Raw genomic sequence first — 26,684 nt, forward strand, 5'->3', positions numbered from 1 at the left:
TTGGCTACGAGGTAATATTAAAATGCCAAAATGGAAGGTAGTAACGGAATTTTCATTTAATAGCGCTCACTACATTAAAGATTACAATGGCCCTTGTGGGCGGATGCACGGTCATAATTATCAAGTCCGTATTGAAGCAATATCAACACAACTACATTCTTCTCAATATTGTCCGCATCCTGTAATGGTAGCTGATTTCCGAACTTTACGTTGGGCTAAACAAGATGTGACAAAAGGAGGGCTTGATCACGGTATTTTAAATGAAGTGATGCCTCCTGAGTATGAAACAACTGCTGAGATGATTGCTAAGTATATCTATGATGAAACGAAAAAACGAGTACCACCAGATGTACAACTAAAAGTTCACGTTTCGGAAACACCTAATAGCTGGGTAGAATACGAAGACTAAAATTAAATTGTTTATGAGAGTGCATTATTACTCATAATGCACTCTATTATTTATTTGCGAGTTATTTTTAATAGTAGATAATATCCCTAATTATGATAATATCTCTTCAGATGCAAAATCACATATAAATTAATATCCAATTCACGCACATTGATTGATTAACTATTAAATGATTTAACAAAATTTTATAATTAGTATTTTCTAGGCACTCATCGGTTCATTGTGAGTATTAATTACTAGACTAAAATATTTAGAAAAAATTAACTTATGTAAAGCCTGACATATAGCAAGTCAATTCTTAAACTTAATCAAGTTATAAATCGCTATGTGAAGTTTTTAATAATACTTGTCTCAGCTTGTAGGTTAATGTCGTGATCTACTGCTGTAATTGTGTAATGTGAAAGTAACTAAGCTCATGATTAAATTGAGGTCTGATGACTCCTAAAATTCTGCGTCAGCTTTGGTCTGTAGTTGAAAACTCGCAAACAAAGACCCTCTTGCAGATGGACGATGCTAGCTTGGTGCAATGGTTGGTACACCAGACAACAACACAAGCGTTGTTAGAACCCAACGAAACCGATTTCTTGGTTGACTATATTCAATCTCGGCTAGCACTAATACGTGATCTTGCTTATGAGCGCCAATATTCATAGTTCTAATTCCACGATAAATTAGTCCATAGTCAATGGCGATCGCTATTGGCTATGAACTACCATTTATGGGTTTAGTGAGGGCAAATAACCTTCTACTAAGCAATCAGAACCCACCACACGCCAACGCACTCGTTCTAGAATTAGAGCTTCTGTCATCGTATCAAAGCCCAAGTCACCCACAGGCGTAGGTGCATGGCTACCACCAATGATTTTAGGAGCGATAAAGGCCAGAATTTTCTGTACTGCACCTTGAGCGATCGCACTAGCAGCTAAAGTCCCTCCACACTCCCACAACACGCTACAAAAACCGCGATCATATAAGTGAGACATCACAAATTCTGGTGTCAGCGATGCTAATTCTACTATCTCCACTCCCTTTTGCTGCAACAGTTTTTGGAAATCTGGATTAGCACCTACTTGAGTCAATACTAAAGTTGGAGCCTCAGCTGTTTCCCAAAGATGAGCATCCACTGGCAAATCTAGCTGACGACTCATCACCACCCGCAAAGGATTATGTACCCCTTCTTGGTGACTAGTTAAGTAAGGATTATCTCGCCGTACCGTATTACCACCAACAATTACCGCATCACAAGCAGCCCGTAATTGATGAACTTCGCCACGAGCTGATGGATTGGTCACCCAAGCACTGTGACCAGAGACAGTTGCTATTTTGCCATCCAACGTCATGGCATATTTCAAAATACCCAAAGGTTTTTTGTGAAGAATCCGATGCACAAAGCCTTCATTCAATTGCTGACAGGCTGCCATTTCCACACCCACCAACACCTCCACCCCAGCCCCACGTAACCGTTCAATCCCACCACCACCTACCAGGGGATTCGGGTCAACCATACCCACCACCACCTTCGCTACACCAGCAGCAATCAATCCTTCCGAACAAGGGGGAGTACGTCCATAATGATTACAAGGTTCCAAATTGACGTATACAGTAGCACCACGAGCCAGTTCTCCTGCTGCCCTGAGAGCAAAAACCTCTGCATGAGGCTCACCTGCGCGGGGATGAAACCCTTCCCCCACAATTTCCCCATCCTTGACAACAACTGCCCCTACTAACGGGTTAGGAGAAGTACGTCCTAAAGCACGGCGTGCCAGTTCTAAACACCGTTGCATCATACGGACATCAAAATCATTTCCTACCCTCTGTAGCACTGATGGCTGTATTGAGGGTTCATGTTGCTGAATGTTGTTGGGTTGGGATGCACCTGCTTGAGCGACCACTGGAAATTTATCCATAACTTTGGGAATTACTGTAAATATTCTGCACTTTAAATGCTCTTATAGTGATATTTAAACAGTAATATCCCTTCGCGTGTCGTCTATCTGCACCTTCTCCTATGCCTGCCAATGACCTGTATCATGATGCGGTAAAAAATTAATTGTCGTAGATACTGAACAGGAGCAAATCGAGCAATGGATAAATTAACCCACTATCGGCATACTATCCAAGAAATAATTAAAAAATATTATGACTTGAGCAATTCTCAACCCGCTACTGCCACAGAAACTAAAATTAGCGATGACCTTCCGGACACCGTAGGCGATCGCCTGATTATAGACGAACAACGCGACCAATATCTATGGTTATGTTGTGGCTGGGATGGCAAAAAACGGGTACAGCATATTATCTTATACCTCCAGATTCAAAACGGTAAAATCTGGATAGAAGAAGATAGCACCAACTTAGCAATTGTTGATGAGATGCTGGTAGCAGGTATCCCCCAAACCGACATTATTTTGGGCTTTCATCACCCTAGCAAAAGAGGACTGACTGAATTTGCGATCGCCTGAACCAAATCAAGCTGAATAAGCTGGGGCGATTAACAGGAGATAGGTCTGCTTTAGTGGCAAAAATTTGCCATACTAACCTGTGTCTCAAAGGTATTGAGCTATTGATTTCGACTCCACACCAAAATTGTCATAACTACTAACTTTCCAACATTTTCATTCTTTGCCACCAACTGTTTAAGGGATAGTACAGCACAGGGGCCCAAAGACTACTGAGAATAGCAGAAGCTAGGGTGACACGTTGATAATATGCCCAGATGTATTCTGTTTGGCGATCGCCTGCTAAAGTCAATAACAGTGCAAAAACTGTTTCTGCCAAAATTGCCATCCCAAAGACAATTAAGGCAATAGAAATAAAATCTTCTTGGATAAAACGCTGCTTTTGTAATAATCCAGTCAAAAAGCCTACTAACCCCAACGTGATGGCATGGGACGGATGAGGGGATGTAATGGCATCTTGCAGCAGCCCTAACACAATGCCAGCAAAAGTTCCCGCCCATACTGAACGTTTGACACTCCAAGCTACCACCCAAATTAATAGCCAATTAGGGCCAATCCCCAACAATTCCATACCTGGTAAGCGGGTTGGTAACAATAACAAACATAACAATACCGAACCAATCGTTACTCCCCAATCGAGTAGGTGAAGCAAACCCGGATGCCAACGCGACAAAGGCATACGCCGGACGCTGAATCTTCGCGCCGGCGGTTTTGATTTACCATTAAATGAAGGTGTCTTCATTGTTTTGAGAGATTTCCAGAAAATCTAGTTGGACTTTTGTTGCTGTGGCTGATTGGAGTGTTGATTTTCCAAATTTGGGCTTGTCACCTTGGGATATACAGCTACCCAATCTAATGAACTGAGCGCTGGAAAAAGTTCAATTTTGGCGATTGATGCGGGTAATTTCTTTAAATCCAGTGATTTAATTCTGCCCACTGCCAAACCAGAGGGGAATCTTTGGCTATAAGTTGACGTAGAAACTAAATCTCCCACTTTCGCATTTGGCACTTTTTCGTAAAATTCCAACACAGCCTCCGAAGAAGAATCTCCCCGCAGAACACCTTTGGCTGAAGTCCGGCTGATAGTAACACCGACTTGACTTTTGAGGTCACTAATTAACAATATGCGGCTGGTGTTAGGTGTAACGCTGTCTACCAGACCAACTAATCCCCCCTCAGCCTTGACAATATAACCTTCTTTAATCCCAGCATTAGCACCGCGATTAATAGTTACTTGTTGCCACCAATGGTCAGCACTGCGTCCTATCACCCTTGCAGGTACTGGACGCGATGCTAGTGGTTCGTTTTGAACGTAACCTAATAAATCTGTGAGTTTTTTGTTTTGACTTTCTAATTCGGTAATGCGTGTTTGCATCTCCAAGAATTGCGCTTTCTTGAGACGTTCTTCCTGGCGTTCCTCTAGGCTTGGGCCTGTCTGCAACATTTGCAAAGGACGGGTAATTACTTGGTATGCTTCCGCTAAAAACCCGCCTTGAGTCTGACGCAACACCCAAGCACTGCCAACTGCTAACCCTAATAAACCAACTTGTAAGGCTTTGCGATCCCACCAACGACGTACAGTAACCATTTATACCTATTCTCAGATTCAGAAGATACTGGATTCTATTTATATAAAACCCAAATCACAGCCAAATAGAACCCAATATCTAAATATTTTTTCCCTACATATTTCGAGAACGTCCGCTAAAAACTCTTTCTAGCTGTTTGAAGTTTTCTAACACACGACCTGTTCCCAACACAACACAGCTGAGAGGATCAGCCGCGATGTGGGTGACAATTCCTGTTTCGTGGCTAATGAGGGTATCTATACCCTTGAGCAAAGCACCCCCGCCAGCTAGCATAATACCTCTGTCAATAATGTCTGCCGCCAGTTCAGGAGGTGTACGTTCTAATGTCCGCTTCACCGCTTCGATGATTACAGATAAAGGTTCCAGCATACTTTCACGAATTTCTGGCCCCTTAATTGTGACAGTTCTTGGTAAACCGGAGAGCAGGTGTAAACCTCGGACTTCCATCATCGCATCGTCATCATCATGGGTAGGATAGGCAGAACCCATGCGAATTTTAATATCCTCAGCAGTGCGTTCCCCAATCACCAAGTTATGAACTTTCTTCATATACATAATGATGGACTCAGTTAATTCGTCCCCAGCAATGCGTACTGATTCGCTAATCACAGTCCCTTGGAGACTTAGTACAGCAACTTCCGTAGTTCCCCCACCAATATCGATAATCATGTTACCAGTAGGTTCCGCAACTGGTAATCCCGCACCGATCGCAGCTGCTATTGGTTCATCAATTAAATATACCTCTCTAGCTCCTGCTTGAGCTGCTGCATCCATTACGGCGCGTCTTTCCACCCCAGTTACCCCACTGGGAATGCCAATCACAATCCGGGGCAATATTAAAGACCTACCTTCATTGACCTTCTGAATAAAGCTTTTTAGCATTAGTTCAGCTGTATCAAAGTCAGCAATTACCCCATCGCGCAAAGGTCGCAGGGCAATCACATTTCCCGGTGTGCGACCGAGCATTTTTTTAGCCTCTTCCCCAACTGCCAAAGCTACCTTTTCATTTTGATCGATAGCTACCACAGAAGGTTCTTGCAGTACAATACCTTTACCAGACACATAAACGAGGGTATTTGCTGTACCGAGGTCGATACCCATATCCCACGATGAGCGAAAGTTCCTAAAAAGCCCCACGCGTCTCTACGCCCCCTATCTCTGACATTTTATAGACTACAACTGTTAATGCGAATCGTGCTGGATTTTATTATGATTTTGAGCCTGAGTCCAGCCAAGTAGGCTATATGTCGATAACTTTCGGCAATTTTTCCTCAGTCTCAAACATCCACGGTATTGATATTCTCTGACTAATTCAGTATACGCGTATAGTTTTTCAATTTTGTCAAGTAATTTTGCATATTTTTATACTGTAAATTTATTGCTAAGTTTCTAACACATTTTCAATCAGGTCACAATTAGTTATGATTAAAGTCAAAATAAATAAGTACTTATGTACTAAAGAGTAAAGCAGATGAGCATTAACATTGTCACCCTAGTAGGTCGCGTAGGCACTGATCCAGACATTAAATATTTTGAGTCTGGAAGTGTGAAGTGTCGATTAACTCTAGCCGTCAATCGCAGAACTCGAAACAGTGATAAACCTGACTGGTTCACCTTAGAATTGTGGGATAAAACAGCAGAGGTCGCGGGTAATTATGTCCGCAAAGGTAGTTTAATAGGAGTTAAAGGTTCCTTGAAGTTTGACACATGGAGCGATCGCCAAACTGGAGTTAACCGATCTACACCAATAATTAGAGTAGACCAACTAGAACTGCTAGGTTCCAAACAAGATAGAGATGGTGGTGGTGGCGACTTCGCACCAGAAAATTTTTAGTAGGTGAAGTGGCCAGTGGTCAGTAGCCAAGGAAACAACTGACAACTGACCACTAACAACTAACTAATAACTAATTTGCAACGTGACTGAGGCTTCAACCTGTTGTTCGCCACCAATTACAGGAGTAGAAACATCTGCACTGCTAAGTTTGGCAGCCTCGTCTCTGTACAATATGGGTGGTGGAGGCGCAGTTGCACCACCAACTTGAATACTTACTACTTCTTTAGCTTGAAAACCAAGGCTACTAAACACAGCACTGGCTTGCTGTTGTGCGTCTTGGGTAGCTTCCTTTAAAGCTTGTTGCCTAGCAGAGGCGATCGCTTCATCAGTAGCCACAAAACTGATACCATTGATTTGAGTCGCACCAGCTTTGACAGCTTCATCTAATAATGTCCCAGCCTTCTCAGTAGCAATACGGAAGCTTACTGTATTACTAGCAGCATATCCCGTAATTCTCTGTACGTTATTGTTGTAACTATAAACAGGGTTGAGACGAATACCAGTTGTTTGTAACTTCTCCACATTTCGGCTTTTCAGTAAAGCAACCACAGCCGATGATCTACGTGCTGCTTCCTGCTGCACTTCCTGAGCAGTTTTACCCTGAATTTCCACCCCTAAACTAACTTCCGACAACGTGGTAGGAATCGATTCAACACCACGACCACTAACAGTCAAAGTACGCCACATTCTTTCTTTTTCTTGTGCTAGTCCAGGCTGCACAAAGCTGACAAAGACTAACAACGCTAACGGTAAACTTTGCCAAAATTTGCCAGCACGCAACTGAGAACCAAATAAAGCGGCTCTAACCATGATTTACACTCCTCATAAATATATGCAGATACCTTTAAACCGTATCAATTCAGCGCTGAGTTCCAAGTAAAAATCCCTCCACTTAGAACTTTGCACTGTTATACCTTATGCAGTTAGTCGATACGATTTGTATGTTCCTACTGTGACACTGCCATCGTCAAAAGTTAAAACGGTTACATTTTTTGAAACTAAAAAACTTAGACCAAACTTATTCAATTGTCTTCATAGATAGGTATCCCATAAAAAATCCGATTAATCTCTCACAAATTTCTTAGCGTACCTCAGCGCTTACCTCTACCCTCCTCTGCGTTAAAAATTATCCTCAATTCACTCCGATTTTACGCAAATTCATCCGCCAAACATCATTGATCACACCCGCACGAAGTGTATTTTCCCTAAAAGAGTAACAATGGAACAGAAGGATGTTCACGTAACAACGCGTAACAAATGCAGTTTTTCAATGCAATCAACTTCGCTTTTCCTCTGCTGGCCAGTACAACTGAAGCCGCAGACAGTTCGATGGTTGTCGCCGCAGTCTTGCTAAGTTTAGTGGTAGTTTACCTAGCTAGCAAAGTTGGTGGCGAGTTATCCAACCGAGTGGGTTTACCACCTGTCTTAGGCGAACTTTTAGGTGGTGTAGTAGTGGGTGTTTCTGTCCTGCACCTGTTGGTGTTCCCTGGAGGTGGTGCAGACGGTTCCAGTTCTATGATTATGACCTTCCTCCAAACAACGGCTGGTTTAAGTCCAGAAGCGACACCAGCCGTCTTTACAGCCCAATCAGAGGTAATTTCTGTTTTGGCTGAACTGGGTGTGATCATCCTACTGTTTGAAATCGGCTTAGAGTCAAACTTAAAAGACTTGATGGCGGTTGGTGTCCAAGCTTTAGTCGTTGCAGTGGTGGGGGTTACAGTCCCATTTGCCGCCGGAACTATAGGCTTGATGACCTTATTTGGCATCGATGCTGTACCCGCAATCTTTGCTGGGGCAGCTTTAACGGCTACCAGTATTGGTATTACCTCTAAGGTACTCTCAGAATTAGGAAGGCTCAATTCCAAAGAAGGACAGATAATTTTAGGTGCGGCTGTAATTGACGATGTACTGGGAATTATTGTCTTAGCTGTAGTTGCCAGCCTCGCTAAAGAAGGCACAGTAGATGTAGGTCAAGTCATCTATCTGATTATTAGTGCCAGTGGCTTTCTTTTGGGCGCGATTGTCTTGGGTAATGTTTTCAATAAAACCTTTGTCGCGATCGCTGATATGCTCAAAACACGGGGTGAACTAGTAATCCCAGCTTTCATCTTTGCTTTTGTCATGGCATACCTCGCTGCCATCATCCATTTAGAAGCCATTCTTGGCGCTTTTGCCGCAGGTTTAGTTCTGGAAGAAACAGACAAGCGCAAAGAACTACAAAGGCAAGTCTGCCCCATTGCTGATATGTTAGTGCCAATTTTCTTCGTTACCGTAGGCGCAAAAACTGATTTAGGCGTACTTAACCCAGCCATCCCCAGCAATCGGGAAGGGTTAATTATGGCAAGTTTCCTGATCATGGTCGCCATCTTCGGTAAAGTAATCACAGGCTTTAGCGTCTTTGGTCAATCCCAAATCAACCGCCTAGCCATTGGCGTAGGGATGATTCCCAGAGGTGAGGTAGGGTTAGTATTTGCTGGTGTCGGTGCAGCCAGTGGCGCACTCTCTAAACCGTTAGGGGCAGCAATTATTATGATGGTGATCCTGACAACCTTTCTCGCCCCCCCTTTATTAAGATTCGTTTTTCCAGACTCAGACGATGGTATAGACGACTCAGCACCATTGATTTTAGATGGTTCCCCAGGGAAAGAATTAGCGATAGAAACACCATCATCTGTTGTATCTACTGCCAAAGATAGTGGGAATGTAAGTTCTTAAAGTAGGGGTTTAGGGGAGATATTTGATTTCTTACTCCCCAGCCCCCATGCCCAATCCCCACACATGGAAACTTCTATCTTCCCGTTTCCGTCCTGAGGAATTATCAATTTTATTTTTTATCTCATAACTATTTAGTATTCGGAATGTTATCTGTTGCAGAACTAAAAACCAAACACTTTTGTGATTAGGTCAACCGCCAAAGAATGATAATATTTTTCTCTTACACCTTGAAACTTTTTTATCCTCATAGCCGTTTACCAAATCGTTGGAGTGTTTATCTAAAAATTTGATTTATCGGTCATAAAATAACTCGATTCCCAATTTTTGGTAAGCTCGAAGATCGCTCACCAAAACTTTTGGATGAATGTCGTAAATTCCGGAGCTATTAATGTTGTATTTAATGCTTCAAAGGCAAAATATTGTGTTCTGATAGTACGGCAATAATTAAGGGAATACTGAGATTCAAAGCCACTATATTGTCTTTTTATACCAAATTCCCAGGGATATAGAGCCTATCAAAGCTCAAGATCAGGTGGCAAAGATGTGACAACTTGCCGATATGTTGAGACATTGACGGCTCTCATGAATGCAAATCAGGAGAATGGATTGTGAAATTACACTGGTTACTATCTGGTACTGTTGGAACTGTCTTATTACTATCGTCGCCAGCCTTAGCAACAAGGTTAAATTCTTGGCGCTTTGATGCCAATCAAAACCGCTTGGAAATTAATACAACAGGTGCAGTCCAACCAAGGGCGCAACTAATTTTTAATCCCACACGGTTAGTAATAGATTTGCCAAATGTTACATTTGGGCGATCGCAGTTAACACAACCAATCGGTGGTAGAATCCGCTCTGTCCGCGTAGGGCAATTTGACCCGCAAACCACGCGTATAGTTGTGGAAGTGGCTCCTGGTTATACTCTCGATCCTCAACAAATCAAATTTGTCGGGCTGACCGCTAGCCGTTGGACAGTCCAGTTACCAACTCCCACATCGGAGCAAGCAGAGTCTTCACCAGACAACACCTATAATGTGGTGACTATTGACTCCAACACCAGACCAAATTTACCCAACAACACAAGACCAGAGTTACCGAATAATACCAGACCAGAGTTCTCCGATAATACAATTAGCGCTGCACCCGGAACGACGCAAGTTGAAGGCTTACAGGTGACTGGGGATGGTTTTTTTGTCCGCACCAGTGGTGGCAATCCTCAAGTTCAAGTCATTCGCAGCCGCGATCGCGCTACTATTTTCATGGATATTGCTGGGGCAACTTTATCACCACGCGCCCCAAGAAATATCCCTGTCAACAAACATGGTGTCAACCGAGTCGAACTTACCCCATTACAAACCAGAACCCCAAGCGTCCGTATGACCTTGCGGGTAGATAGAAATAGCCCAGACTGGCGAGCAACTAGCAGTAATGCCGGTGGTTTAGTAGTTCTACCTAGTCGTATAGTCAGATTGCCCAATAATGACTACAGCGAAGGTAACACTTCAAATTTACCTGACAGAATACCTACAACCAGCGCCATTGCCACAATTGAGTCAGTTGACCTCTCTAGTAATGGTACACAACTACTGATTAGAGCCGATCAAGCAGTCTCTGGTAACAGTGGATGGGACAGAAATACTGGTCTATTCCGCATCACTATTCCTAACGCCCAGTTAGCTCCCCAAGTCACCGGGCCGAGTTTAAATGCTAATAGTCCCATTCTCAGAATACGCCTGCAAAAACAAGAACCTAATACCGTAGTTGTTCTTGTCCAGCCAGCTGCTGGGGTGCAAGTTGGACAACTCAACAAAGTTGGCAACCAGCTTTTAGCTCTACAATTACAAGGCTCACGTCGGCTCGCTACCACACCTCCCTTACCCCCCATCCAAGGACAATTACCAGATCCCAGCAATCCCCGCCCTCTACCCCAGCCAGGGACAAGACCAATACCCAAAGGTAGATTAGTAGTTTTGATTGATCCCGGACACGGTGGTAAAGATCCAGGAGCGATTGGTATTGGTGGAGTCCGAGAAAAAGACATCATCTTGCCCATCAGCCAAAGAATAGCCGAAGTCTTACAGCAAAATGGTGTACAGGTGGTGATGGCAAGAAATTCCGACTATTTTGTTAGCTTACCAGGACGAGTACAAATGGCGGAAAGAGTTGGTGCTGATGTTTTTGTCAGTATTCACGCCAACTCCGCAGGCGCAGGCCGTCCCGATGTCAGTGGTCTAGAAACCTACTATTATGACAGTGGTTTGAGTTTAGCTCGTGTAGTTCATAGCAGCATTCTCCGAAATGTGAATGTCCGAGATAGAGGAGTACGTCGAGCCAGATTTTATGTCCTCAGAAAAAGCTCTATGCCCTCTATTCTGGTAGAAACAGGGTATTTAACTGGTAGAGATGATGCTGCTAAACTACGAAATTCAGCTTACCAAAGACAAATGGCAGATGCGATCGCTCGCGGTATTCTTCAGTACCTCAAACGATAAATAATCAGTCAGTCTTCACAAACTTAGAATCATCCTGATTACCACACTATGCCTGTTATTCCTGAAGATTTTGTGTGAATACTAACCACATCCTTATATTCTCAACCAGGATCTTATGCCTTCACGACATGGCAAAATCAAAAGGGCGTGTTAAGATGTGTCGCCATTAGTTGTATTTTTATACCAGCGCAAAATTTTTATTGCAGTAAAGCTGAAGTTTTAACGGTGATGGTGTGAGGATTAGCCAACATTTTGGAGCCTTAACGGCTCTCATGAACGCACATCAGGAGAAAAGATTGTGAAATTACATTGGTTACTATCCGGTACGGTTGGAACCATCTTCTTACTATCGTCACCAGCTTTAGCAGCAAGGCTAGACTCCTGGCGATTTGACCCTAGACAAAATCGTTTAGAGATTAATACTAACGGCGCTGTACAACCCAAGGCGCAACTGATTTTCAATCCGACACGTTTAGTTATTGATTTACCCGAAACTACATTTGGTCAGCCCCCATCAACACAGCCAATAGGTGGTGCAGTTCGGGCTATACGTGTAGGACAATTTGATCCACAAACCACGCGTATCGTCGTAGAACTCAATCCTGGTTACACACTCGACCCCCAACAAGTCAAATTTGTCGGTATCAGCCCTAGTCGCTGGACTGTGCAGTTACCTACCCCAACAGTTGAAAGAGTCGCATCGCCAAGAGAAACTGCACAGCAGCCAGTACCGACCATTCCCTCGGAAACCGTCGTTGAGACACCCTCGGTTTTATCACCCAGAAATGTTTACTCTGTCACCCCAAATACTAGAGAAGCTCAAGTTACTAATATTGCATCTGTAACTCAAATTGATAACTTACGAGTTACAGGCGATGGATTTTTTATCCGTACCCGTGGTGCTACTCCCCAAATTCAAGTTAATCGTACAGATGATAATCGGGTAATTAATATCAACGTTGCTGGCGCATCTTTATCACCAAACATCGAGAGAGATTTATCAATTAATCGTTATGGTGTTAACAACATCCAATTGACTCAACTGTCAACGCAAACTGTACGTATCTCCATGCAGGTGGATAGAAACAGTCCTGACTGGCGAGTGAGTACTAGCAGCGTGGGTGGATTTGTGCTTCTCCCTAGTAAAGGCATTGCCAACTTACCCCAAAATAATACTCCCAACACCATTTCAGCAAATACCAACTCACCAGCTACTATTCAAGCTGTAGAACTAGGTGATAATGGCACACAACTTTTAATTCGCTCTGACCAAGCAGTCACAGCTAAAGGCGGCTGGGACAGAACCTCTGGACTTTACCGCATCATTATCAATAACGCTAAGTTATCTCCTAGAGTTACAGGCCCAGCTTTTAATGCTAACAGTCCTATCCTCCGTGTCCGTCTGCAACCCCAAGCAGCCGATACGGTAGTTGTTTTGGTACAACCAGCAGCCGGAGTGCAAATAGGAGAACTTAATCAAGTAAGTAACCAAATTTTAGCTCTAGAATTACAATCTTCTCGGCAATTGATACCACCAGTAGGTTTACCACCCCTACCATCAACAAATCGTAGTCAATTGCCAAATCCAAATATCGATAATCCCATAAATGTTCCACAACCAATACCCAGGTCAGTTCCCAGGGGAAGACTTCTAGTCGTCATTGACCCTGGACATGGTGGTAAAGATTCTGGCGCTCCTGGTTTAGGTGGATTACTAGAAAAAGATGTAGTCCTGCCCATTGGTTTAAGAGTAGCCGCTATTTTAGAACAGAATGGTGTCCAAGCAGTCTTGACGAGAAATTCTGACTTTTTCGTGGAGTTACAGGGACGGGTAGATATTGCCGAACGAGCCAACGCGACTTTGTTTGTGAGTATTCACGCCAACTCTGTAGATGGTCGCCCTGATGTTAATGGCTTGGAAGTATATTACTACGATAGTGGTTATGCTTTAGCCGAAACAGTCCGCAAGACTATTCTCCAGAGTATTGGCACACTCAAAGACCGAGGCACACGCAAAGCTCGGTTCTACGTCCTGAGGAAGAGTTCTATGCCATCGATTCTAGTAGAAACAGGTTATATGAGTGGTAGGGAAGATAATCCCAGACTAGGCTCACCAGAATACCAAAATCGTATGGCAGATGCGATCGCTCGTGGTATCCTGCAATATTTAAAGAGACAGTAAAATTTTCATTAAGTTAAAAATTTAGTCTCAATTACTCACTCTAGAGGTGGTATGTAAACTGCGTGTAGATACAGAATTGGGTAGTCAATTGGTAAATTGTCTGTTAAATTCTGTATTTTAATATTCCAAAATCTCTAACAATATCTGCCTGTGTATTCATCTTCCAGCATTGAAGGTAATCTTTACGGTTTCTCAGAACAAGAACCTCAACGCGCCCCCATCGGCGTATTTGATAGTGGTGTAGGCGGGTTAACGGTACTGCGGCAAATCTATCGCCAACTACCCAATGAATCGGTAATATACTTTGGTGACACAGCTAGACTACCTTACGGTATCCGCTCGCAAGCGGAGATTTTAACGTTTGTGCGCGACATCCTTGACTGGATGCAGCAACAACACGTCAAAATGGTAGTCATGGCTTGCAATACCAGTTCTGCCCTCGCTTTAGATATTGTTCGTGAGGAATATGACTTCCCCATTCTTGGTGTCATCCTGCCTGGGGCTAAAGCCGCAGTACAGCAAGGTAAGCGTATTGGCGTAATTTCTACTCCAGCTACAGCCAAAAGTAATGCCTATCGTCAAGCAATTTGGGAAATAGACCCCAATGTCGAAGTCTGGCAAGTTGGTTGTCCGGAATTTGTTCCCCTAATTGAACAAAACCGTATCCAAGACCCATACACCACAGAAGTAGCCAGGGCTTATTTAGAACCCCTAATTCAGCAAGATATTGATACTTTAGTTTATGGCTGTACCCATTATCCTTTGCTTGCGCCAGTACTGCGATCGCTTCTCCCCCCCCAAGTCAAAATCATTGACCCTGCTGTTCACGTCGTCACAGCTTGTACCCAAGAATTAGACATCCTTGGACTCAGCAACACTCACCCACCATTACCAACGCGCTTTGCCGTTAGTGGTTGTCCCCAACAGTTTTCTCAATCAGGAGTAAATTGGTTAGGTTATACCCCCTTAGTTGAAGCCGTCGATTTTACTGGCATACCAGTTTCCCAACTTCAACAGGATTTGGCATAATTCGTAATTCCTAATTCGTAATGATTACCCTACAAATAGAAGCTCGTCTTACTGTTTAACTATAAATTTTTGCTTCACGGTAGAGTATTTAGGCACTTGTCCGTAAATTTATCTATGGCGAAACTACCTAAATCAATTGCTTAGGCGCAGCGCTCCTGTAGGGTATTACGAATTCAGAATTAATAGTTATAGCCTCACTAACTTCTAGTTCAAATTATTACTAATAACTATTGACTATTGACTATCTCAGTGACTGTAGGTGAAATAGACAATTGTTGTTGACTATTATTTTTAGCCACCACAGAACGATTATTAATATTGGATTTTTTCCCAGTTCGTTTAGCTAATCCTAATAATAGGTAAACTGTGAATAGGTATCCAGAAGCTAAAATAAAAATCATCATAGGCATATTCCCGTAAATCATTGTGCCACCCACACTTTTTCAAATACATAATGAAATCGCATAAAATTAGCAAGACTTTAGCCAACCAAGTTCACTCTTGATGGCCACGTTTTGCATTGGCAAATCTTTCCGTAGAGTTTTAATTCTCTTTGCCCAACGGATTTAATATTTAATTGATTTTTGCAGACCATACATCCGACAACAGTTGGGTCACTAAAATAGTGACTTACAATGATTGCCTCAGCAGCCTACCTAGTCCGCGTGAATTTTGCTGACATCTTATATCAGGAGCCATGCTTACGCTCAACGCAAGCCCGAAACTTGCAGCAACTTCTCCCATGAGAGTTGCCTAGCTCCGAATAAAGAGTTCTGATCATCAAGAAAAGAGATGAGAAAAGACTTCCTTGATTCTGTTCTTGACAATGCACTATTTTCGATTCGCCACGCGAGAAAATTAACATCACTTGAAAAGTGATCTAATTTTGCGCGGTGAATACTTGAAAAATTTAAAATCCTTACATTTTAGCGTAACACAACAACTCAAACTTTGAAGCCAACTTTGAGGCTAAATTTCAAAATTTCTAGATGGTTACACAGAGGTTAGAAGAACTTAGTCTTAACCTAAAAATAACTAATCTGTAAGAAGTATTAGTGAAGACAATGAGTATATATCCAGAGTTGTATTCCAGGCCACTAAAGATATGTATCCTGCAACTCGGATTTTTGAGATCCACGAATTATCTGAAAACAACAAAGACTTTTTATTATTTATCCAAAAGTATAAATTTTTACGAGACTAAATTTATTACGGTAGGTACGTAGCAGTTAGTCAAGTTCAGTAGACATTAACAAATTCCGGAAAGGGGACAAATCAATTCAAAATTCAACAATTGCTGCTCAATCCCCAATCTCCAGTGCCTAATACCCTATCCCAGTAAAGAAAATGAGAATATCCCAAGCAAAACCTTGCACAGGCACAGGCTTATCTTAAAATGAGTATAGGATATGTAAACTTTCGTAACCAAAGTCAGAGTCCGCCAATCCATGACCCCAGCCACCTCCCTGTTTACCCCTGTGGAAGCAGACCTGCGAATACTAGCAGATAACCTGAAACAGCTAGTTGGAAATCGCCACCCCATTTTGTTTGCGGCAGCCGAACATTTATTCGGAGCTGGGGGAAAGCGTATCAGACCAGCAATCGTGCTGCTGATATCAAGAGCAACAATGTTAGAGCAAGATATTACGCCGCGTCACCGACGGCTAGCCGAGATTACAGAAATGATTCATACGGCCAGCTTAGTACACGACGACGTGGTCGATGAATCTGAAGTACGGCGAGGTGTACCCACCGTTCACAGTTTGTTTGGCAATCGAATTGCCATCCTAGCAGGAGATTTCTTATTTGCTCAATCTTCCTGGTATTTAGCAAACTTGGACAATTTACAGGTGGTGAAACTTCTCTCAGAAGTCATTATGGATTTGGCTACTGGGGAAATTCAGCAGGGACTAAACCGCTTTGACGCGAGTATTTCCATCGAGAATTATATCGAGAAGAGCTACTACAAGACAGCTTCCTTAATTGCTAACAGTTCCAAAGCTGCTGGTTTATTGAGCGAAGTTTCCCCAGAAACTGCCGAACATCTCTACGCCTATGGTCGTCACTTGGGCATAGCATTTCAGATTGTCGATGACATTTTAGATTTCACCAGCACCACAGACACTCTTGGTAAACCGGCTGGGTCTGATCTCAAAAGTGGCAATCTCACCGCACCGGTTTTATTTGCTCTAGCGGAAAAACCATACTTAGAAGTGCTGATTGAACGAGAGTTTGCCCAAGAAGGAGATTTAGAGCAAGCACTAGAACTCATCCAAAATAGTCAAGGCATACAGAAAGCACGAGATTTAGCTGCTCATCACACCAAGTTAGCAATTGAGCATCTAACGACACTGCCAACTTCGGAATCTCACCAAGCACTAATCAACATAGCTGAATACACACTAAGCCGATTATATTAGTCAATTTTAAAATTTTCGATTTTAAATTAGCGATTGTTGACATTTGCGATTTTGGATGTGGGATGTATTGAAGAAATCCCACATCCAAAATTTTTTTAGGCAATATCTGGGGGTATCGGTTTAGGCGATCGCTGGCTTTTTAACTGTTTGTACATACGTTTCTGGAAATCAGCCCGCCGCAATTCAAAGGTGTGAGTGGTCTTACCCGGTGTTTCCAAAAAAACGATACTATCTACGGGTTCTAATGCCACCAATTGGAACAAAATGTGGGTAACTGGGGTGATCTTGCCACTAATGTGAGGGTCTAGCCCAGCAGGTGAGATTAGAGAAACATCCTGTATGGTAGGGAAAGCGTAAACAACACGCTTTTCGATTCCTGGGTTTGCTCGATTTCTCAATGTAGTCAAGACCCAGCTACCTTCCGAATCTTGAAGAATGTAGTACTGGGTGTGACGCAACTTTTGAGCGATCGCCACAAGCAAAGGAGCAATTGCTGCAACAAGATGTGGTGTAACGCCATCATTGGGTGCATTGTTAATCAGCAATTGTATTTGTGCTTCTAAATCCATAATTACTTGTCAACGGCTCCTGGGTAATGGCAATAACATTTATCAAAATGTGATCTCTCCCACTAGAGTTGGGAATAATAAAATCAACCACATCCTCATTACAAATTGGTATGCGTTTAGTTTATCCGCAAAACCATAATGCCAATACCCACAGTCGTCACAGGTTGTATGTAAGTTTATTGTTAGGGTCTAGTGAAAGTCGAGACTATGAATTCAGCCGCAACAGCAACTATTCCAACCGCAAATCTTCTCGAAGAAAACTCTTTTGGTACAGAGGTCATCTTCAAACTGATTTACAAAGAGCTAAAACAGTTTACCAAAGCTTCCGACCAGAATTGTCATGATGTAGCAAATCGTATCACTACAGAAGTATACCGAATTTGTACCGAAAGTAAACGGATTCAAGCTTCTGGCGCTGTAGAAAGTTCAGCCATGACCCTAGCCAAGCATCGGCTACAACAATGTTTGAGATATTATCAACAAGGTTCTAACCGAGGCAGAGTCGAACTACACAGCACACTCAGCGCTATTATTTATCGTTACATTAATCCCCCTCAGCGCCAATTAAGCTATCAAGGGCGGCTGACTATTATAGAAGATTTCTTACAAAGTTTTTATTTAGAAGCATTAAACGCTTTCCGCCGCGAAAATCAACTCGGTCCTACCTACCGTCCCCAAACTCTTCTAGAGTTGGCAGAGTATATGGCATTTACCGAGCGCTATGGTAAGCGCCGCATTCCCTTACCAGGAAGACAACAACAGTTGATTATCCTGCGGGCGCAAACTTTCTCCCAACAGCAACCACCAGAAACCAACGTCGATATTGAACAAGCCGCCGAAGGTAGCTCTAATGATGGTGATGGTACATGGGAAGAACCAGCAGTACAGCGCTTACGCTCTGCAATGGCTACCCAACCAGAACCAGAACCAGAAGAAGACACCTTACGTTCTGTAGTGATTACAGAATTAATGGACTATCTGGAGCAGAAACAACAATCTGACTGTGCTGATTACTTTTCTTTACGTCTTCAGGATATGTCAGCTCAAGAAATTGAGAACGTTTTAGGTTTAACTCCACGTCAGCGAGATTACTTACAACAACGCTTCAAGTATCATTTGATTCGGTTCGCTTTGTTACATCGCTGGGAATTGGTCCACGAATGGTTAGAAGCTTCCTTAAATACTAATTTGGGTTTGACTCCTCAACAATGGGAAGCTTACACAGCAGAGCTAGACGACAAACAAAGGTCTTTATTAGATTTGAAACAACAAGGTCAACCAGATGAAAAAATTGCCAAAACTTTAGGGTTATCAATGGCACAACTACAGAAACGGTGGTTTAAGATTTTAGAACAAGCTTGGGAAATTCGTAATTCCCTAGTGTCCGGATCAAGTGCATCTACTCATGAATAGTGACTCAGAATCTTTGCAACAGTACTTACTCGGTTTGTTGGCATCCATTGTCAACAAACACGAAAATAGTAGGGAAAGTTGTCAAGGAATCGATGGGGACAATGCGATTCAACTTGCTACTTCACAAATGAGGTAAGCATAATCTGAAAAGGCAGCCCCAAACCTTTTGATTAGGAGAAATTCCTACTGTGCAAGAACGTTTTCAAGCCGTAATCAAGCGTCGTTTACAGATTCACATCGAAAACCACCCACCTCTATTCCCCTGGGAAAGCCAAATAGTGGATTACCCAGATTATATAGAAGAGCCATCATTGGCTTTAGCTCCTAATTGGGGATGGTTAGCCCAGCAAACAAAACTGAATCTCCCAGTGAACCTACCAGAAAGAGTTTTCCAAGAAATCTTGGAAAAGTGCCAGCAGATGGTCGCATCTTCACTACCCTTAGGCGCAAAATTAGTTCAGGTAGTGGAAGGTTTCTTCCCTAACGAGTCACAAACAATCAATGACTTAGCTGGGTTAGTACTGCGAACCAACTATCGATCGCCAGAAAGTCTGGATACAATGCCTAATATTCAGAGTGATTATGCAGATTTAGACTCTCGTCAACAAATGGCGTTGTCTTTGTTGGCTGCTAAACAGTTGCTAGCTAACTTGACTCTACCAGTGTCAGCCACTCAACCAGTGGTAGAAAGACTTTGGCTGACTAGCCTTGGTGCTTTAACTTTGCGGGTAGAATACTACGCCAAAGGTGATGTTACCCAGTTAGTTGTCCACAGTGATTTACCTACTCAAGGTATTTTGACACTCCAAGGTAATGGCAGTATTGCGATCGCACAGTCATCAAGCCCAGGATGTTTGAGTGTAGAGTTGACCTGTAAACAACTTCAACCATCTTATACATTAGAGGTTGATTGTCCCGAACTCGATCAGAAACCATTGCTGTTTGTCATTAATCCCACAACATAGCTGAAATTGCCACCGCTAGCACAATAGAGATGAAGGTAGAAAGAAGCTGGAGGTAGTACATCTTCTGGCATTAGCTTTTGTACCTCTTTCAACTGATGGTTGATTAGTGCCAATAGTTGGTTCACGGCTAATATTTTTCTCAATCAAGGGTCATTAGGGCTTCTACAATAACCCGCAGCGAGAATGAAAATTTACAACTTACCTATACTCCCAAAATTTACTTTCGGGGAGTTCCTGTTTTCTTAGAGGAACTTCCCGAAAGTTTGTATCTATAAGCATCTACTTTATTTCTTGACTGACAATAGAAATGTTTAAATTAACCAGGATGAATCAATTTTGGCGTTTACCTGTAAGTCTTGATTGGGGACAAAATCACCAGGGTTCGCCTTTGATGGAAGTAGAAAATTCCATTTCGCTGCGGGTACTAGTGCTAGCGTTGGTAATTACTGGAATTGTGGCTATGGATATTGCCGCAGGGACTACATTCAGTTTCTGGGCAATACCCATAAGTGTAGTTGGAACAGTTTGGGGTTATTATCATCGCCGCAAACCCAATATTCCCATCAAGTTTTGCATTGCTATTGGAATGTTAATGGCATTGGGGGCTTTCTTTGGGCGATTATTTGGCGAATTGAATGATACGCGGTTGGCTTTAGCCGAGTTGTTAATTCAACTACAAGTCCTCCACAGTTTTGATGTACCTCGTCGCAAAGACTTGGGTTATTCTATTGTGATTGGGTTGATTTTGTTGGGTGTAGCCGCAACATTAAGCCAAACCCTGGCATTCGCACCTGTTTTATTATTGTTTTTAGCGATCGCCATCCCCACTTTAGTCATCAATTATCGTTCCCAATTGGGGCTAAACAATTCAAAATTCAAAATTCAAAATTCAAAAACAAAGAAATTATCCTCTGGTTTACCTACTTATTTTTTATTATTTGGTGTAGTTGTGGGGTTAGGCTTGGTAGTCTTTGCCTTATTACCCCGATTCCCTGGCTATCAACTGCGGACTTTTCCTGTGAGTTCGCCTATCGAGGTCAACCAAAGTTTTACTGGCCGTAGCATTATTAATCCTGGTTATGTTCGTCAAGGTAATGCTGACAATCAAGGTAACGGTCGTGGTGAAAATGAACAAAGTGGAAATGGTCAACCAGGAAAGGTAGATGATAGCTTCTATTACGGGTTCAATAACCAGATCAACCAAAACCTGCGGGGAGAAATGAAACCCAAGGTAGTGATGCGGGTGCGATCGCAAGTTGAGGGTTTTTGGCGAGTGTTGGCTTTTGACCGTTACACAGGTAAAGGTTGGGATATTTCCCGTAATGATGATGTGACAACCCTGAGGCGATCGCCTTGGTCTTATCAAATATATTTATCACCACCACCAATATCTGGCAAAACTAGGGAAGTAGTGCAGACTTACACTGTAGTATCGGATTTGCCTAACCTGATTCCTGCTATGTCTTATCCCAGGGAAGTTTACTTTCCCACACCCATGATTGCTGTTGATAAAGAAGGTGGGTTACGCGCACCTGTAGGTTTATCGGAAGATTTGACCTATACAGTTATTTCCGAAGTACCTTACCGCGATCGCACTTTACTGGGAAAAGCCGCTAACGATTATCCCGATAGCATCAAAAATTATTATCTACAAATTCCTCCAGAAATTGCGTCTAAAGTTAAGCAACGTACCGAAGAAATTTTAGCCGATTACGATCAACAACTGGTCTGGAAATCGCAAACTCAAAAGACTTTGGATTCCGACTATGAGAAGGCGCTTTATTTAGCGCAATATCTCAAACAAAACTATTCCATCCCTGAAAATCCTTTAGAGTTGCCCTATTTGAGTGAAAAGGAAGATTTAGTAGAAGCGTTTTTGTTCAAACATAAAGGCGGTTATCCAGACCACTTTTCCACAGTTCTGACGGTAATGCTACGGTCTATTGGTATCCCTGCACGGTTAGTAGCTGGGTTCAGTGCGGGGGAATTTAATCCATTTACAGGGATGTATGTTGTACGTAACACAGATGCTTACGCGATGACGGAAGTATATTTCCCTAAATATGGTTGGTTTACCTTCGACCCAATTCCCAATCATCCACTGATTCCGCCTTCAGTTGAGGATGTGCAGACTTTTAGTGTATTGCGGCAATTTTGGCAATGGGTAGCTGGATGGTTGCCGACTCCGGTGACAGGTTTGTTTAATACTATATTTGGGACATTATTTAGTTGGATTGGTAAGGCGATCGCTTGGTTTTTTACTCTGTTTACTCAAGGTTGGTTTGGCGTATTAACTGGCTTACTTGTAGGAACGACAACCGCTTTCTTTGGTTGGTTAGGTTGGACACAGTGGAGAGAATGGCGTAACCATCGCCGATTACGTCAACTACCCCCAATGGAAAGCCTTTATCAACAAATGCTGCAATGGACAGCTAAAAAAGGCTTGGGTAAACATCCAGCCCAAACACCTTTAGAGTATGCCCAAGTAGCCTATCACCATCACGGAAGTACCACCGCCCAAGTTATAGATGAGATTTGTCAAGCCTATGTTGGCTGGCGGTATGGTGGTCAAAAACCTAACTTAAATCAACTGCGACAAAAATGGGAAAAGATAAAAAAGGTGGGTGACGATCGGGTAAATAGTAGCTTGTAGAGATACAAAGCTTTTTCTAAATTTACCTGGGGCGAGTGAAGCAAAAAGTCACACTGCTTCACTCGCTTCAATCTTATTAAGCACACAAAACATCCCCTAGTCCTCACCGTGAATAGAAAAGCAGAATTAGTTTCAGCAGCATCTAAAAGCTGCTGAGTTAGTGGAAACTTTAAAGGGTATGAAGCTAGGCTTGGAACAGATGCAAGAAGGATAAGGGAAAAAGGCGGAAGAATTTTTTAATGAACTGTTTGAGAAATTAGACAGGTTCCAATGAGCCAGAAATATCAGGTTATTTACAACCGTCAGCACAAAGGGCGATCGAAGAAGCTTATTTATGGTTGAGCAATGATTTATCTCGTAAGCATAGAATCTGGATAGAAGGCTTATATAAAGCTATTTTATCCCCAGAAAATATGCCTTATCGATGCTCATTAGCATTTGAAAATAACTTTTTCGAGCAATAAATCCATCAACTTATTTACGGAAAAGGAAAAAATATTTATCGGATTATTTTTACTATTATTTATGATATTGTTCAGACTCTATTTGTGCGACACTCCACCCAAAAACCTATTTTTGATGAAGATGATCAAGAATAATGTCCGTAGATTTTCCAACAGCCTGAATTGACTCTACCGTCGTATTACCTAGATACGTTAATTGATAAATCGTATTTATTTTTAGCCGTTAAAAGCGTTTAAGCTTACCGTTTAAAAAACTTGGAACTTGTTGTAGATATCACTTAGCACAGATATCTCCCCCAATATTTTAATATCTTGGGGAAGAGGAAAGTCGTCATCAATTACCTTTAGATAGTATTTGTACTGTCAACTTGGCTCTAGCTCTTATTGACTGGTTAATGCCTATACCTTTGGGCATATTTTAAGTAAATTTGACTAATAAATAGCTAAAAAAAGCATGAGTTACATAAAAACTCAACGTGGCTAAATGTAATGCGTTGTAACTCTTATTTTTTCGGGATAACATGAGAATACAATCCTCTTTAGTTTAGTACACCACATAAGGTGTCAGTTTTTTTATGGAAATACAGTTAATTAATATCGGTTTTGGCAACATTGTATCTGCTAACCGAGTAGTTGCCATTGTTAGTCCGGAATCAGCGCCTATCAAGCGGATTATTACCGATGCTAGGGACAAAAATCAGTTAATTGATGCGACTTATGGTCGCAGAACAAGAGCTGTAATTATCACTGATTCCAGCCACGTAATTTTGTCGGCGATTCAACCGGAAACGGTAGCAAATCGTTTCGTCATTTCCCGCGAGCATCAGAGTGTAGAAAATTAGTTGGTGGGAGGAGTAAAAACCCGCCCAGATTTGCACCACATCAGCAGTACTATGTGAATTAGACAAGTTTTCTGTCACTCGTGCTACAAATTCGTTAGTTAAGGTTTGCGCTGGTAACGTAGACTAGATTAAATTACTAACTTATCTAATGAATGATGTTTCTTGATTAATTCACAGGTTTAACGGATGATGCAAGTTTTATCCATCCAGAATTGTGCTACTACCAAAGAAAATCCATCGTCAGGCAAGCTGATTGTTTTAACCGGGCCTAGTGGGGTCGGTAAAGGTACTTTAATGCGATCGCTCCTTCAGCGTCATCCGGAACTTTATTACTCTGTATCTGCAACAACTCGCGCTCCCCGTCCTGGGGAAGTAAATGGCGAAAGCTATTACTTCATTAGCCGCAACAAATTTGAAGAATTGCTTGCTCAAGGCGAATTTCTCGAATCGGCAGAATTTGCGGGTAATTATTATGGCACTCCTCGTGAAGCTGTACTGAACCAAATTCAATCTGGTAAGTTAGTTGTGCTGGAAATTGAACTAGCCGGGGCAAGACAAATTCGTGCTTCTTTCCCTGAAGCGTTGAGTATTTTTATTCTGCCGCCTTCCTTTGAAGAGTTGGAGAAACGGATTCGGGGACGTGGACAGGACTCAGAGGAAGCGATCGCCCGTCGCTTACAACGTGCCACAGAAGAGATTCAAGCTGCGGATGAATTTGATATTCAAATTGTGAATGACGATTTTGAAGCTGCACTCCAGGCGATCGAAGTAGCTTTATTTGGATAATCGATATTCTATAAAATCAAAGCCAACCATTTTTTACACCGAATAATCAAAACTAAGGACACATAGAGAAGATGATGGTTTTCTTTTGTGTTCTTATTACCTAATACAAGGGGAACCACTATAATGCAGTGGTTCCCCAATGATCAAAAACTAAATTAGCCTACTAGACCTTGAATTAAAGCAAAATTACTAGTCAAAAAGTAAGCAACTACCGCGCCACCAATACCACCAATTAAAAAAGCACTGGCAAAGTTATTCCAGCCTTCTTTGGATTGGAAAGCATCAGGAGGATTGGGTACAGTAACACTGGCAAGAGCCTTGGGTGGATTGCTATTAGCGTACAAAGACAGAGAAAGTGTGAAAAGCACCACCAAACCTATAGCACCTAACAAACCTGCTAAGTTAGCATTAGCTGCATCCCGCAGTGGACCTAATTTGGCAAAGGGGCCAAACAGAAAGTAACCATGAGCCATACCTACTTCTAATCCACGTCTAAAAGGGGTGAGACCTGGGCGATAGGCGGGTAGGTTGTTAATAAACCACTTGACTAAGGGAGAAGCGTTAACCGGGGTTTCTAGGTTGCCCCATTGAGGATCGCGTCCTGCCGGAAAAACCACTTCCCGATTTCTGGGGTCACTGGGGAGATTTTTTGATGCGTCTACTGCTTGCGCCATATTTTATGTTTGCCTCAAAAATACAATGGTGGCATTTTTATATTAATAATAATTGTAGCTAAGGACGTTTTTTATTCGATAAGTTTAGAAAAATTAATTTAGATTACTTAAAATTATAAAACTCGTAAGCTAATTCTAGCTTTACGAGTTTCTAGAAATAATTTTTACTGCCTATTTGAGTGATAATTTGACTAAATTAATAAAGCAAATTAATCACACAAAATAGGCTAAAAACAACAGATTAAACTGCCTTAAAATCCCTGTCTCAACTTATGGTAAGGGATGGAAAAGTAGATCTGGAAAAAAGCGATTGAATTCAATCAAAATCCCAGCCGTGATTATCAGCCAGATAGTAGCTGCAACTGGTGCTGTGGAAATGAATTTAATTAGGTAGCTAGATTGGTCAGCTTTGTCTGCCATGATTTATTCTCCAAACGAACAAATTGATTAGGTGGAATTAGCGGGGAGAAACAGTGATTTCAGAGTCCTTAGCAGTTAATTCTCCAGAAAGAAGTTCTTTAACTGCGGCTGCTGGCCAAGCAAAGCCGGTAGCGATAATGGGTAGCGCAAGACCCAAATCGAGTTGGATCTCTTTTTGTTCAGTATCTGAGTCCTTTTTGATTGCTTGTAGGTAAGCACGACCTACCCAACCAATCCAACCGGCAATGTAGAGGAAGAGAATGCTGGGAATTAGAAAATCACCAGCACGATCAAGACGACCATCAACAATCAGGTGAGGATAGCCTTCCGGACCACAAAGCGCTTGAGAATAACGCTCAAAACGTTTTTGTCCTGATTGGGGGTCTGCTGTAGTATTGCGGGCATTTTTTGCCAGTGCTTGAAATGCGGGATTTTCTGCACAAGGTGTCAGATCAGCTCCCAGGGCTTTGGCTGGGGGAGCGAAACTGAATGACAGACAAATCACTAAAATCAAAGCAAACAATCGACGCATGGATTTGTTTCCTTTTATTACACAAGAAAAAGTTTTTTGTACAAAACGAAGCGGCTTGTACATTCTTGATTTGCTTAACTAGCAAGTCATCATACTCTTGCGTGGGAATCGAGTAAAGTTTAAGTAAATAAAAGTTAAAGCTTCTCAAACAAATCTTTAGAGAGTGCTGAGTACCGAGTAGTAAGTGCTGAGTAAAATTTCTCATGATTAGGGAAAATTATTTTAGACCTCATACCC

General features: G+C 42.2%; 25 protein-coding genes. 15 read left to right on the forward strand and 10 right to left on the reverse strand.

Going from position 1 to position 26,684, the window contains the following annotated elements; all coding sequences use genetic code 11:
• Positions 1 to 22 precede the first annotated feature (22 nt).
• Both GSQ19_RS12530 and GSQ19_RS12535 read left to right on the forward strand, forming a co-directional pair.
• Positions 23 to 409, forward strand: a complete 387-nt coding sequence (locus GSQ19_RS12530; protein ID WP_011318279.1) for a 6-pyruvoyl trahydropterin synthase family protein — start codon at positions 23 to 25, stop codon at positions 407 to 409.
• A 434-nt stretch (positions 410 to 843) separates the two neighbouring features.
• Positions 844 to 1,062, forward strand: coding sequence for a hypothetical protein (locus GSQ19_RS12535; protein ID WP_010994258.1), 219 nt, complete (start codon positions 844 to 846; stop codon positions 1,060 to 1,062).
• A 63-nt stretch (positions 1,063 to 1,125) separates the two neighbouring features.
• On the opposite strand, the gene ribD is transcribed toward GSQ19_RS12535, so the two are convergent.
• Entirely contained in the window at positions 1,126 to 2,316 is a 1,191-nt protein-coding gene (gene ribD, locus GSQ19_RS12540; protein ID WP_011318280.1) for a bifunctional diaminohydroxyphosphoribosylaminopyrimidine deaminase/5-amino-6-(5-phosphoribosylamino)uracil reductase RibD, read from the reverse strand.
• Positions 2,317 to 2,493: 177 nt separating this feature from the next.
• On the opposite strand from ribD, the gene GSQ19_RS12545 reads away from it, so the two are divergent.
• The gene (locus GSQ19_RS12545) at positions 2,494 to 2,871 is read left to right on the forward strand and encodes a XisI protein (protein WP_011318281.1); all 378 of its coding nucleotides are present in this window, start codon (positions 2,494 to 2,496) and stop codon (positions 2,869 to 2,871) included.
• A gap of 136 nt (positions 2,872 to 3,007) precedes the next feature.
• On the opposite strand, the gene mreD is transcribed toward GSQ19_RS12545, so the two are convergent.
• The 3 genes from mreD to GSQ19_RS12560 form a co-directional block, all read right to left on the reverse strand.
• The gene (mreD, locus tag GSQ19_RS12550; RefSeq protein WP_011318282.1) at positions 3,008 to 3,610 is read right to left on the reverse strand and encodes a rod shape-determining protein MreD; all 603 of its coding nucleotides are present in this window, start codon (positions 3,608 to 3,610) and stop codon (positions 3,008 to 3,010) included.
• 24 nt (positions 3,611 to 3,634) lie between these two features.
• A complete protein-coding gene (mreC, locus tag GSQ19_RS12555; protein WP_011318283.1) occupies positions 3,635 to 4,456 on the reverse strand; it encodes a rod shape-determining protein MreC in 822 nt (273 codons plus the stop codon).
• A 94-nt stretch (positions 4,457 to 4,550) separates the two neighbouring features.
• Entirely contained in the window at positions 4,551 to 5,558 is a 1,008-nt protein-coding gene (locus tag GSQ19_RS12560; RefSeq protein WP_041456075.1) for a rod shape-determining protein, read from the reverse strand.
• A 370-nt stretch (positions 5,559 to 5,928) separates the two neighbouring features.
• Here GSQ19_RS12560 and GSQ19_RS12565 point away from each other — a divergent pair, with 370 nt between their 5' ends.
• Entirely contained in the window at positions 5,929 to 6,291 is a 363-nt protein-coding gene (locus GSQ19_RS12565; protein ID WP_011318285.1) for a single-stranded DNA-binding protein, read from the forward strand.
• A 63-nt stretch (positions 6,292 to 6,354) separates the two neighbouring features.
• Here the strand turns inward: GSQ19_RS12565 and GSQ19_RS12570 are convergent, their stop codons facing one another.
• Positions 6,355 to 7,101, reverse strand: coding sequence for an SIMPL domain-containing protein (locus tag GSQ19_RS12570; RefSeq protein WP_011318286.1), 747 nt, complete (start codon positions 7,099 to 7,101; stop codon positions 6,355 to 6,357).
• A gap of 447 nt (positions 7,102 to 7,548) precedes the next feature.
• Between GSQ19_RS12570 and GSQ19_RS12575 the strand changes: the two genes are divergently transcribed.
• From GSQ19_RS12575 to murI, 4 genes are all read left to right on the forward strand, one after another.
• A complete protein-coding gene (locus GSQ19_RS12575; protein ID WP_011318287.1) occupies positions 7,549 to 9,006 on the forward strand; it encodes a cation:proton antiporter in 1,458 nt (485 codons plus the stop codon).
• 608 nt (positions 9,007 to 9,614) lie between these two features.
• On the forward strand, positions 9,615 to 11,498 hold the full coding sequence (locus GSQ19_RS12580) for an N-acetylmuramoyl-L-alanine amidase (protein WP_011318288.1): 1,884 nt from the start codon (positions 9,615 to 9,617) through the stop codon (positions 11,496 to 11,498).
• A gap of 298 nt (positions 11,499 to 11,796) precedes the next feature.
• Positions 11,797 to 13,680 carry an N-acetylmuramoyl-L-alanine amidase gene (locus GSQ19_RS12585; protein WP_011318289.1) on the forward strand — a complete coding sequence of 628 codons (1,884 nt, stop codon included), beginning with the start codon at positions 11,797 to 11,799 and terminating at the stop codon, positions 13,678 to 13,680.
• Between the two features lie 150 nt (positions 13,681 to 13,830).
• Positions 13,831 to 14,709 (forward strand): glutamate racemase, encoded by an 879-nt coding sequence (murI, locus tag GSQ19_RS12590; RefSeq protein WP_011318290.1) that lies wholly within the window; start codon positions 13,831 to 13,833, stop codon positions 14,707 to 14,709.
• Positions 14,710 to 14,936: 227 nt separating this feature from the next.
• On the opposite strand, the gene GSQ19_RS12595 is transcribed toward murI, so the two are convergent.
• Positions 14,937 to 15,134, reverse strand: coding sequence for a hypothetical protein (locus tag GSQ19_RS12595; RefSeq protein WP_041456076.1), 198 nt, complete (start codon positions 15,132 to 15,134; stop codon positions 14,937 to 14,939).
• A gap of 1,023 nt (positions 15,135 to 16,157) precedes the next feature.
• Between GSQ19_RS12595 and sds the strand changes: the two genes are divergently transcribed.
• A complete protein-coding gene (gene sds, locus GSQ19_RS12600) occupies positions 16,158 to 17,129 on the forward strand; it encodes a solanesyl diphosphate synthase (RefSeq protein ID WP_011318292.1) in 972 nt (323 codons plus the stop codon).
• Positions 17,130 to 17,224: 95 nt separating this feature from the next.
• Here sds and GSQ19_RS12605 read toward each other — a convergent pair whose 3' ends face one another.
• Positions 17,225 to 17,698, reverse strand: coding sequence for a hypothetical protein (locus GSQ19_RS12605; protein WP_011318293.1), 474 nt, complete (start codon positions 17,696 to 17,698; stop codon positions 17,225 to 17,227).
• A gap of 207 nt (positions 17,699 to 17,905) precedes the next feature.
• Between GSQ19_RS12605 and hetZ the strand changes: the two genes are divergently transcribed.
• The 6 genes from hetZ to gmk all read left to right on the forward strand — a co-directional run bounded on the left by hetZ (position 17,906) and on the right by gmk (position 24,821).
• Positions 17,906 to 19,111 carry a heterocyst differentiation protein HetZ gene (hetZ, locus tag GSQ19_RS12610; protein WP_011318294.1) on the forward strand — a complete coding sequence of 402 codons (1,206 nt, stop codon included), beginning with the start codon at positions 17,906 to 17,908 and terminating at the stop codon, positions 19,109 to 19,111.
• Complete coding sequence (locus GSQ19_RS12615) at positions 19,104 to 19,247, forward strand: hypothetical protein (protein ID WP_153228357.1); 144 nt, start codon at positions 19,104 to 19,106, stop codon at positions 19,245 to 19,247. Before hetZ ends, GSQ19_RS12615 begins: the two co-directional genes overlap by 8 nt.
• A gap of 52 nt (positions 19,248 to 19,299) precedes the next feature.
• Positions 19,300 to 20,076, forward strand: a complete 777-nt coding sequence (gene patU3 / locus GSQ19_RS12620; RefSeq protein ID WP_011318295.1) for a heterocyst pattern formation protein PatU3 — start codon at positions 19,300 to 19,302, stop codon at positions 20,074 to 20,076.
• A gap of 325 nt (positions 20,077 to 20,401) precedes the next feature.
• Entirely contained in the window at positions 20,402 to 22,729 is a 2,328-nt protein-coding gene (locus GSQ19_RS12625) for a transglutaminase TgpA family protein (protein WP_041456077.1), read from the forward strand.
• Between the two features lie 1,039 nt (positions 22,730 to 23,768).
• Positions 23,769 to 24,035 (forward strand): extracellular matrix/biofilm regulator RemA, encoded by a 267-nt coding sequence (remA, locus tag GSQ19_RS12635; protein WP_010994282.1) that lies wholly within the window; start codon positions 23,769 to 23,771, stop codon positions 24,033 to 24,035.
• 186 nt (positions 24,036 to 24,221) lie between these two features.
• Entirely contained in the window at positions 24,222 to 24,821 is a 600-nt protein-coding gene (gmk, locus tag GSQ19_RS12645) for a guanylate kinase (protein WP_011318297.1), read from the forward strand.
• A gap of 155 nt (positions 24,822 to 24,976) precedes the next feature.
• On the opposite strand, the gene GSQ19_RS12650 is transcribed toward gmk, so the two are convergent.
• The 3 genes from GSQ19_RS12650 to GSQ19_RS12660 all read right to left on the reverse strand — a co-directional run bounded on the left by GSQ19_RS12650 (position 24,977) and on the right by GSQ19_RS12660 (position 26,447).
• Positions 24,977 to 25,495, reverse strand: a complete 519-nt coding sequence (locus GSQ19_RS12650) for a photosystem I reaction center protein subunit XI (RefSeq protein WP_011318298.1) — start codon at positions 25,493 to 25,495, stop codon at positions 24,977 to 24,979.
• Between the two features lie 270 nt (positions 25,496 to 25,765).
• Positions 25,766 to 25,915 (reverse strand): photosystem I reaction center subunit IX, encoded by a 150-nt coding sequence (gene psaJ / locus GSQ19_RS12655; protein ID WP_011318299.1) that lies wholly within the window; start codon positions 25,913 to 25,915, stop codon positions 25,766 to 25,768.
• 37 nt (positions 25,916 to 25,952) lie between these two features.
• Entirely contained in the window at positions 25,953 to 26,447 is a 495-nt protein-coding gene (locus GSQ19_RS12660) for a photosystem I reaction center subunit III (RefSeq protein WP_011318300.1), read from the reverse strand.
• Positions 26,448 to 26,684: the final 237 nt, after the last annotated feature.

Source organism: Trichormus variabilis 0441 (assembly GCF_009856605.1).
GTDB lineage: Bacteria > Cyanobacteriota > Cyanobacteriia > Cyanobacteriales > Nostocaceae > Trichormus > Trichormus variabilis.

Coding starts and splice junctions, on each gene's coding strand:
- GSQ19_RS12530 (WP_011318279.1), top strand. CDS start 23: ATGCCAAAATGGAAGGTAGTAACGGAATTTTCATTTAATAGCGCTCAC.
- GSQ19_RS12535 (WP_010994258.1), top strand. CDS start 844: ATGACTCCTAAAATTCTGCGTCAGCTTTGGTCTGTAGTTGAAAACTCG.
- ribD (WP_011318280.1), bottom strand. CDS start 2,316: ATGGATAAATTTCCAGTGGTCGCTCAAGCAGGTGCATCCCAACCCAAC.
- GSQ19_RS12545 (WP_011318281.1), top strand. CDS start 2,494: ATGGATAAATTAACCCACTATCGGCATACTATCCAAGAAATAATTAAA.
- mreD (WP_011318282.1), bottom strand. CDS start 3,610: ATGAAGACACCTTCATTTAATGGTAAATCAAAACCGCCGGCGCGAAGA.
- mreC (WP_011318283.1), bottom strand. CDS start 4,456: ATGGTTACTGTACGTCGTTGGTGGGATCGCAAAGCCTTACAAGTTGGT.
- GSQ19_RS12560 (WP_041456075.1), bottom strand. CDS start 5,558: ATGGGTATCGACCTCGGTACAGCAAATACCCTCGTTTATGTGTCTGGT.
- GSQ19_RS12565 (WP_011318285.1), top strand. CDS start 5,929: ATGAGCATTAACATTGTCACCCTAGTAGGTCGCGTAGGCACTGATCCA.
- GSQ19_RS12570 (WP_011318286.1), bottom strand. CDS start 7,101: ATGGTTAGAGCCGCTTTATTTGGTTCTCAGTTGCGTGCTGGCAAATTT.
- GSQ19_RS12575 (WP_011318287.1), top strand. CDS start 7,549: ATGCAGTTTTTCAATGCAATCAACTTCGCTTTTCCTCTGCTGGCCAGT.
- GSQ19_RS12595 (WP_041456076.1), bottom strand. CDS start 15,134: ATGATTTACGGGAATATGCCTATGATGATTTTTATTTTAGCTTCTGGA.
- sds (WP_011318292.1), top strand. CDS start 16,158: ATGACCCCAGCCACCTCCCTGTTTACCCCTGTGGAAGCAGACCTGCGA.
- GSQ19_RS12605 (WP_011318293.1), bottom strand. CDS start 17,698: ATGGATTTAGAAGCACAAATACAATTGCTGATTAACAATGCACCCAAT.
- hetZ (WP_011318294.1), top strand. CDS start 17,906: ATGAATTCAGCCGCAACAGCAACTATTCCAACCGCAAATCTTCTCGAA.
- GSQ19_RS12615 (WP_153228357.1), top strand. CDS start 19,104: ATGAATAGTGACTCAGAATCTTTGCAACAGTACTTACTCGGTTTGTTG.
- GSQ19_RS12625 (WP_041456077.1), top strand. CDS start 20,402: ATGAATCAATTTTGGCGTTTACCTGTAAGTCTTGATTGGGGACAAAAT.
- remA (WP_010994282.1), top strand. CDS start 23,769: ATGGAAATACAGTTAATTAATATCGGTTTTGGCAACATTGTATCTGCT.
- gmk (WP_011318297.1), top strand. CDS start 24,222: ATGATGCAAGTTTTATCCATCCAGAATTGTGCTACTACCAAAGAAAAT.
- GSQ19_RS12650 (WP_011318298.1), bottom strand. CDS start 25,495: ATGGCGCAAGCAGTAGACGCATCAAAAAATCTCCCCAGTGACCCCAGA.
- psaJ (WP_011318299.1), bottom strand. CDS start 25,915: ATGGCAGACAAAGCTGACCAATCTAGCTACCTAATTAAATTCATTTCC.
- GSQ19_RS12660 (WP_011318300.1), bottom strand. CDS start 26,447: ATGCGTCGATTGTTTGCTTTGATTTTAGTGATTTGTCTGTCATTCAGT.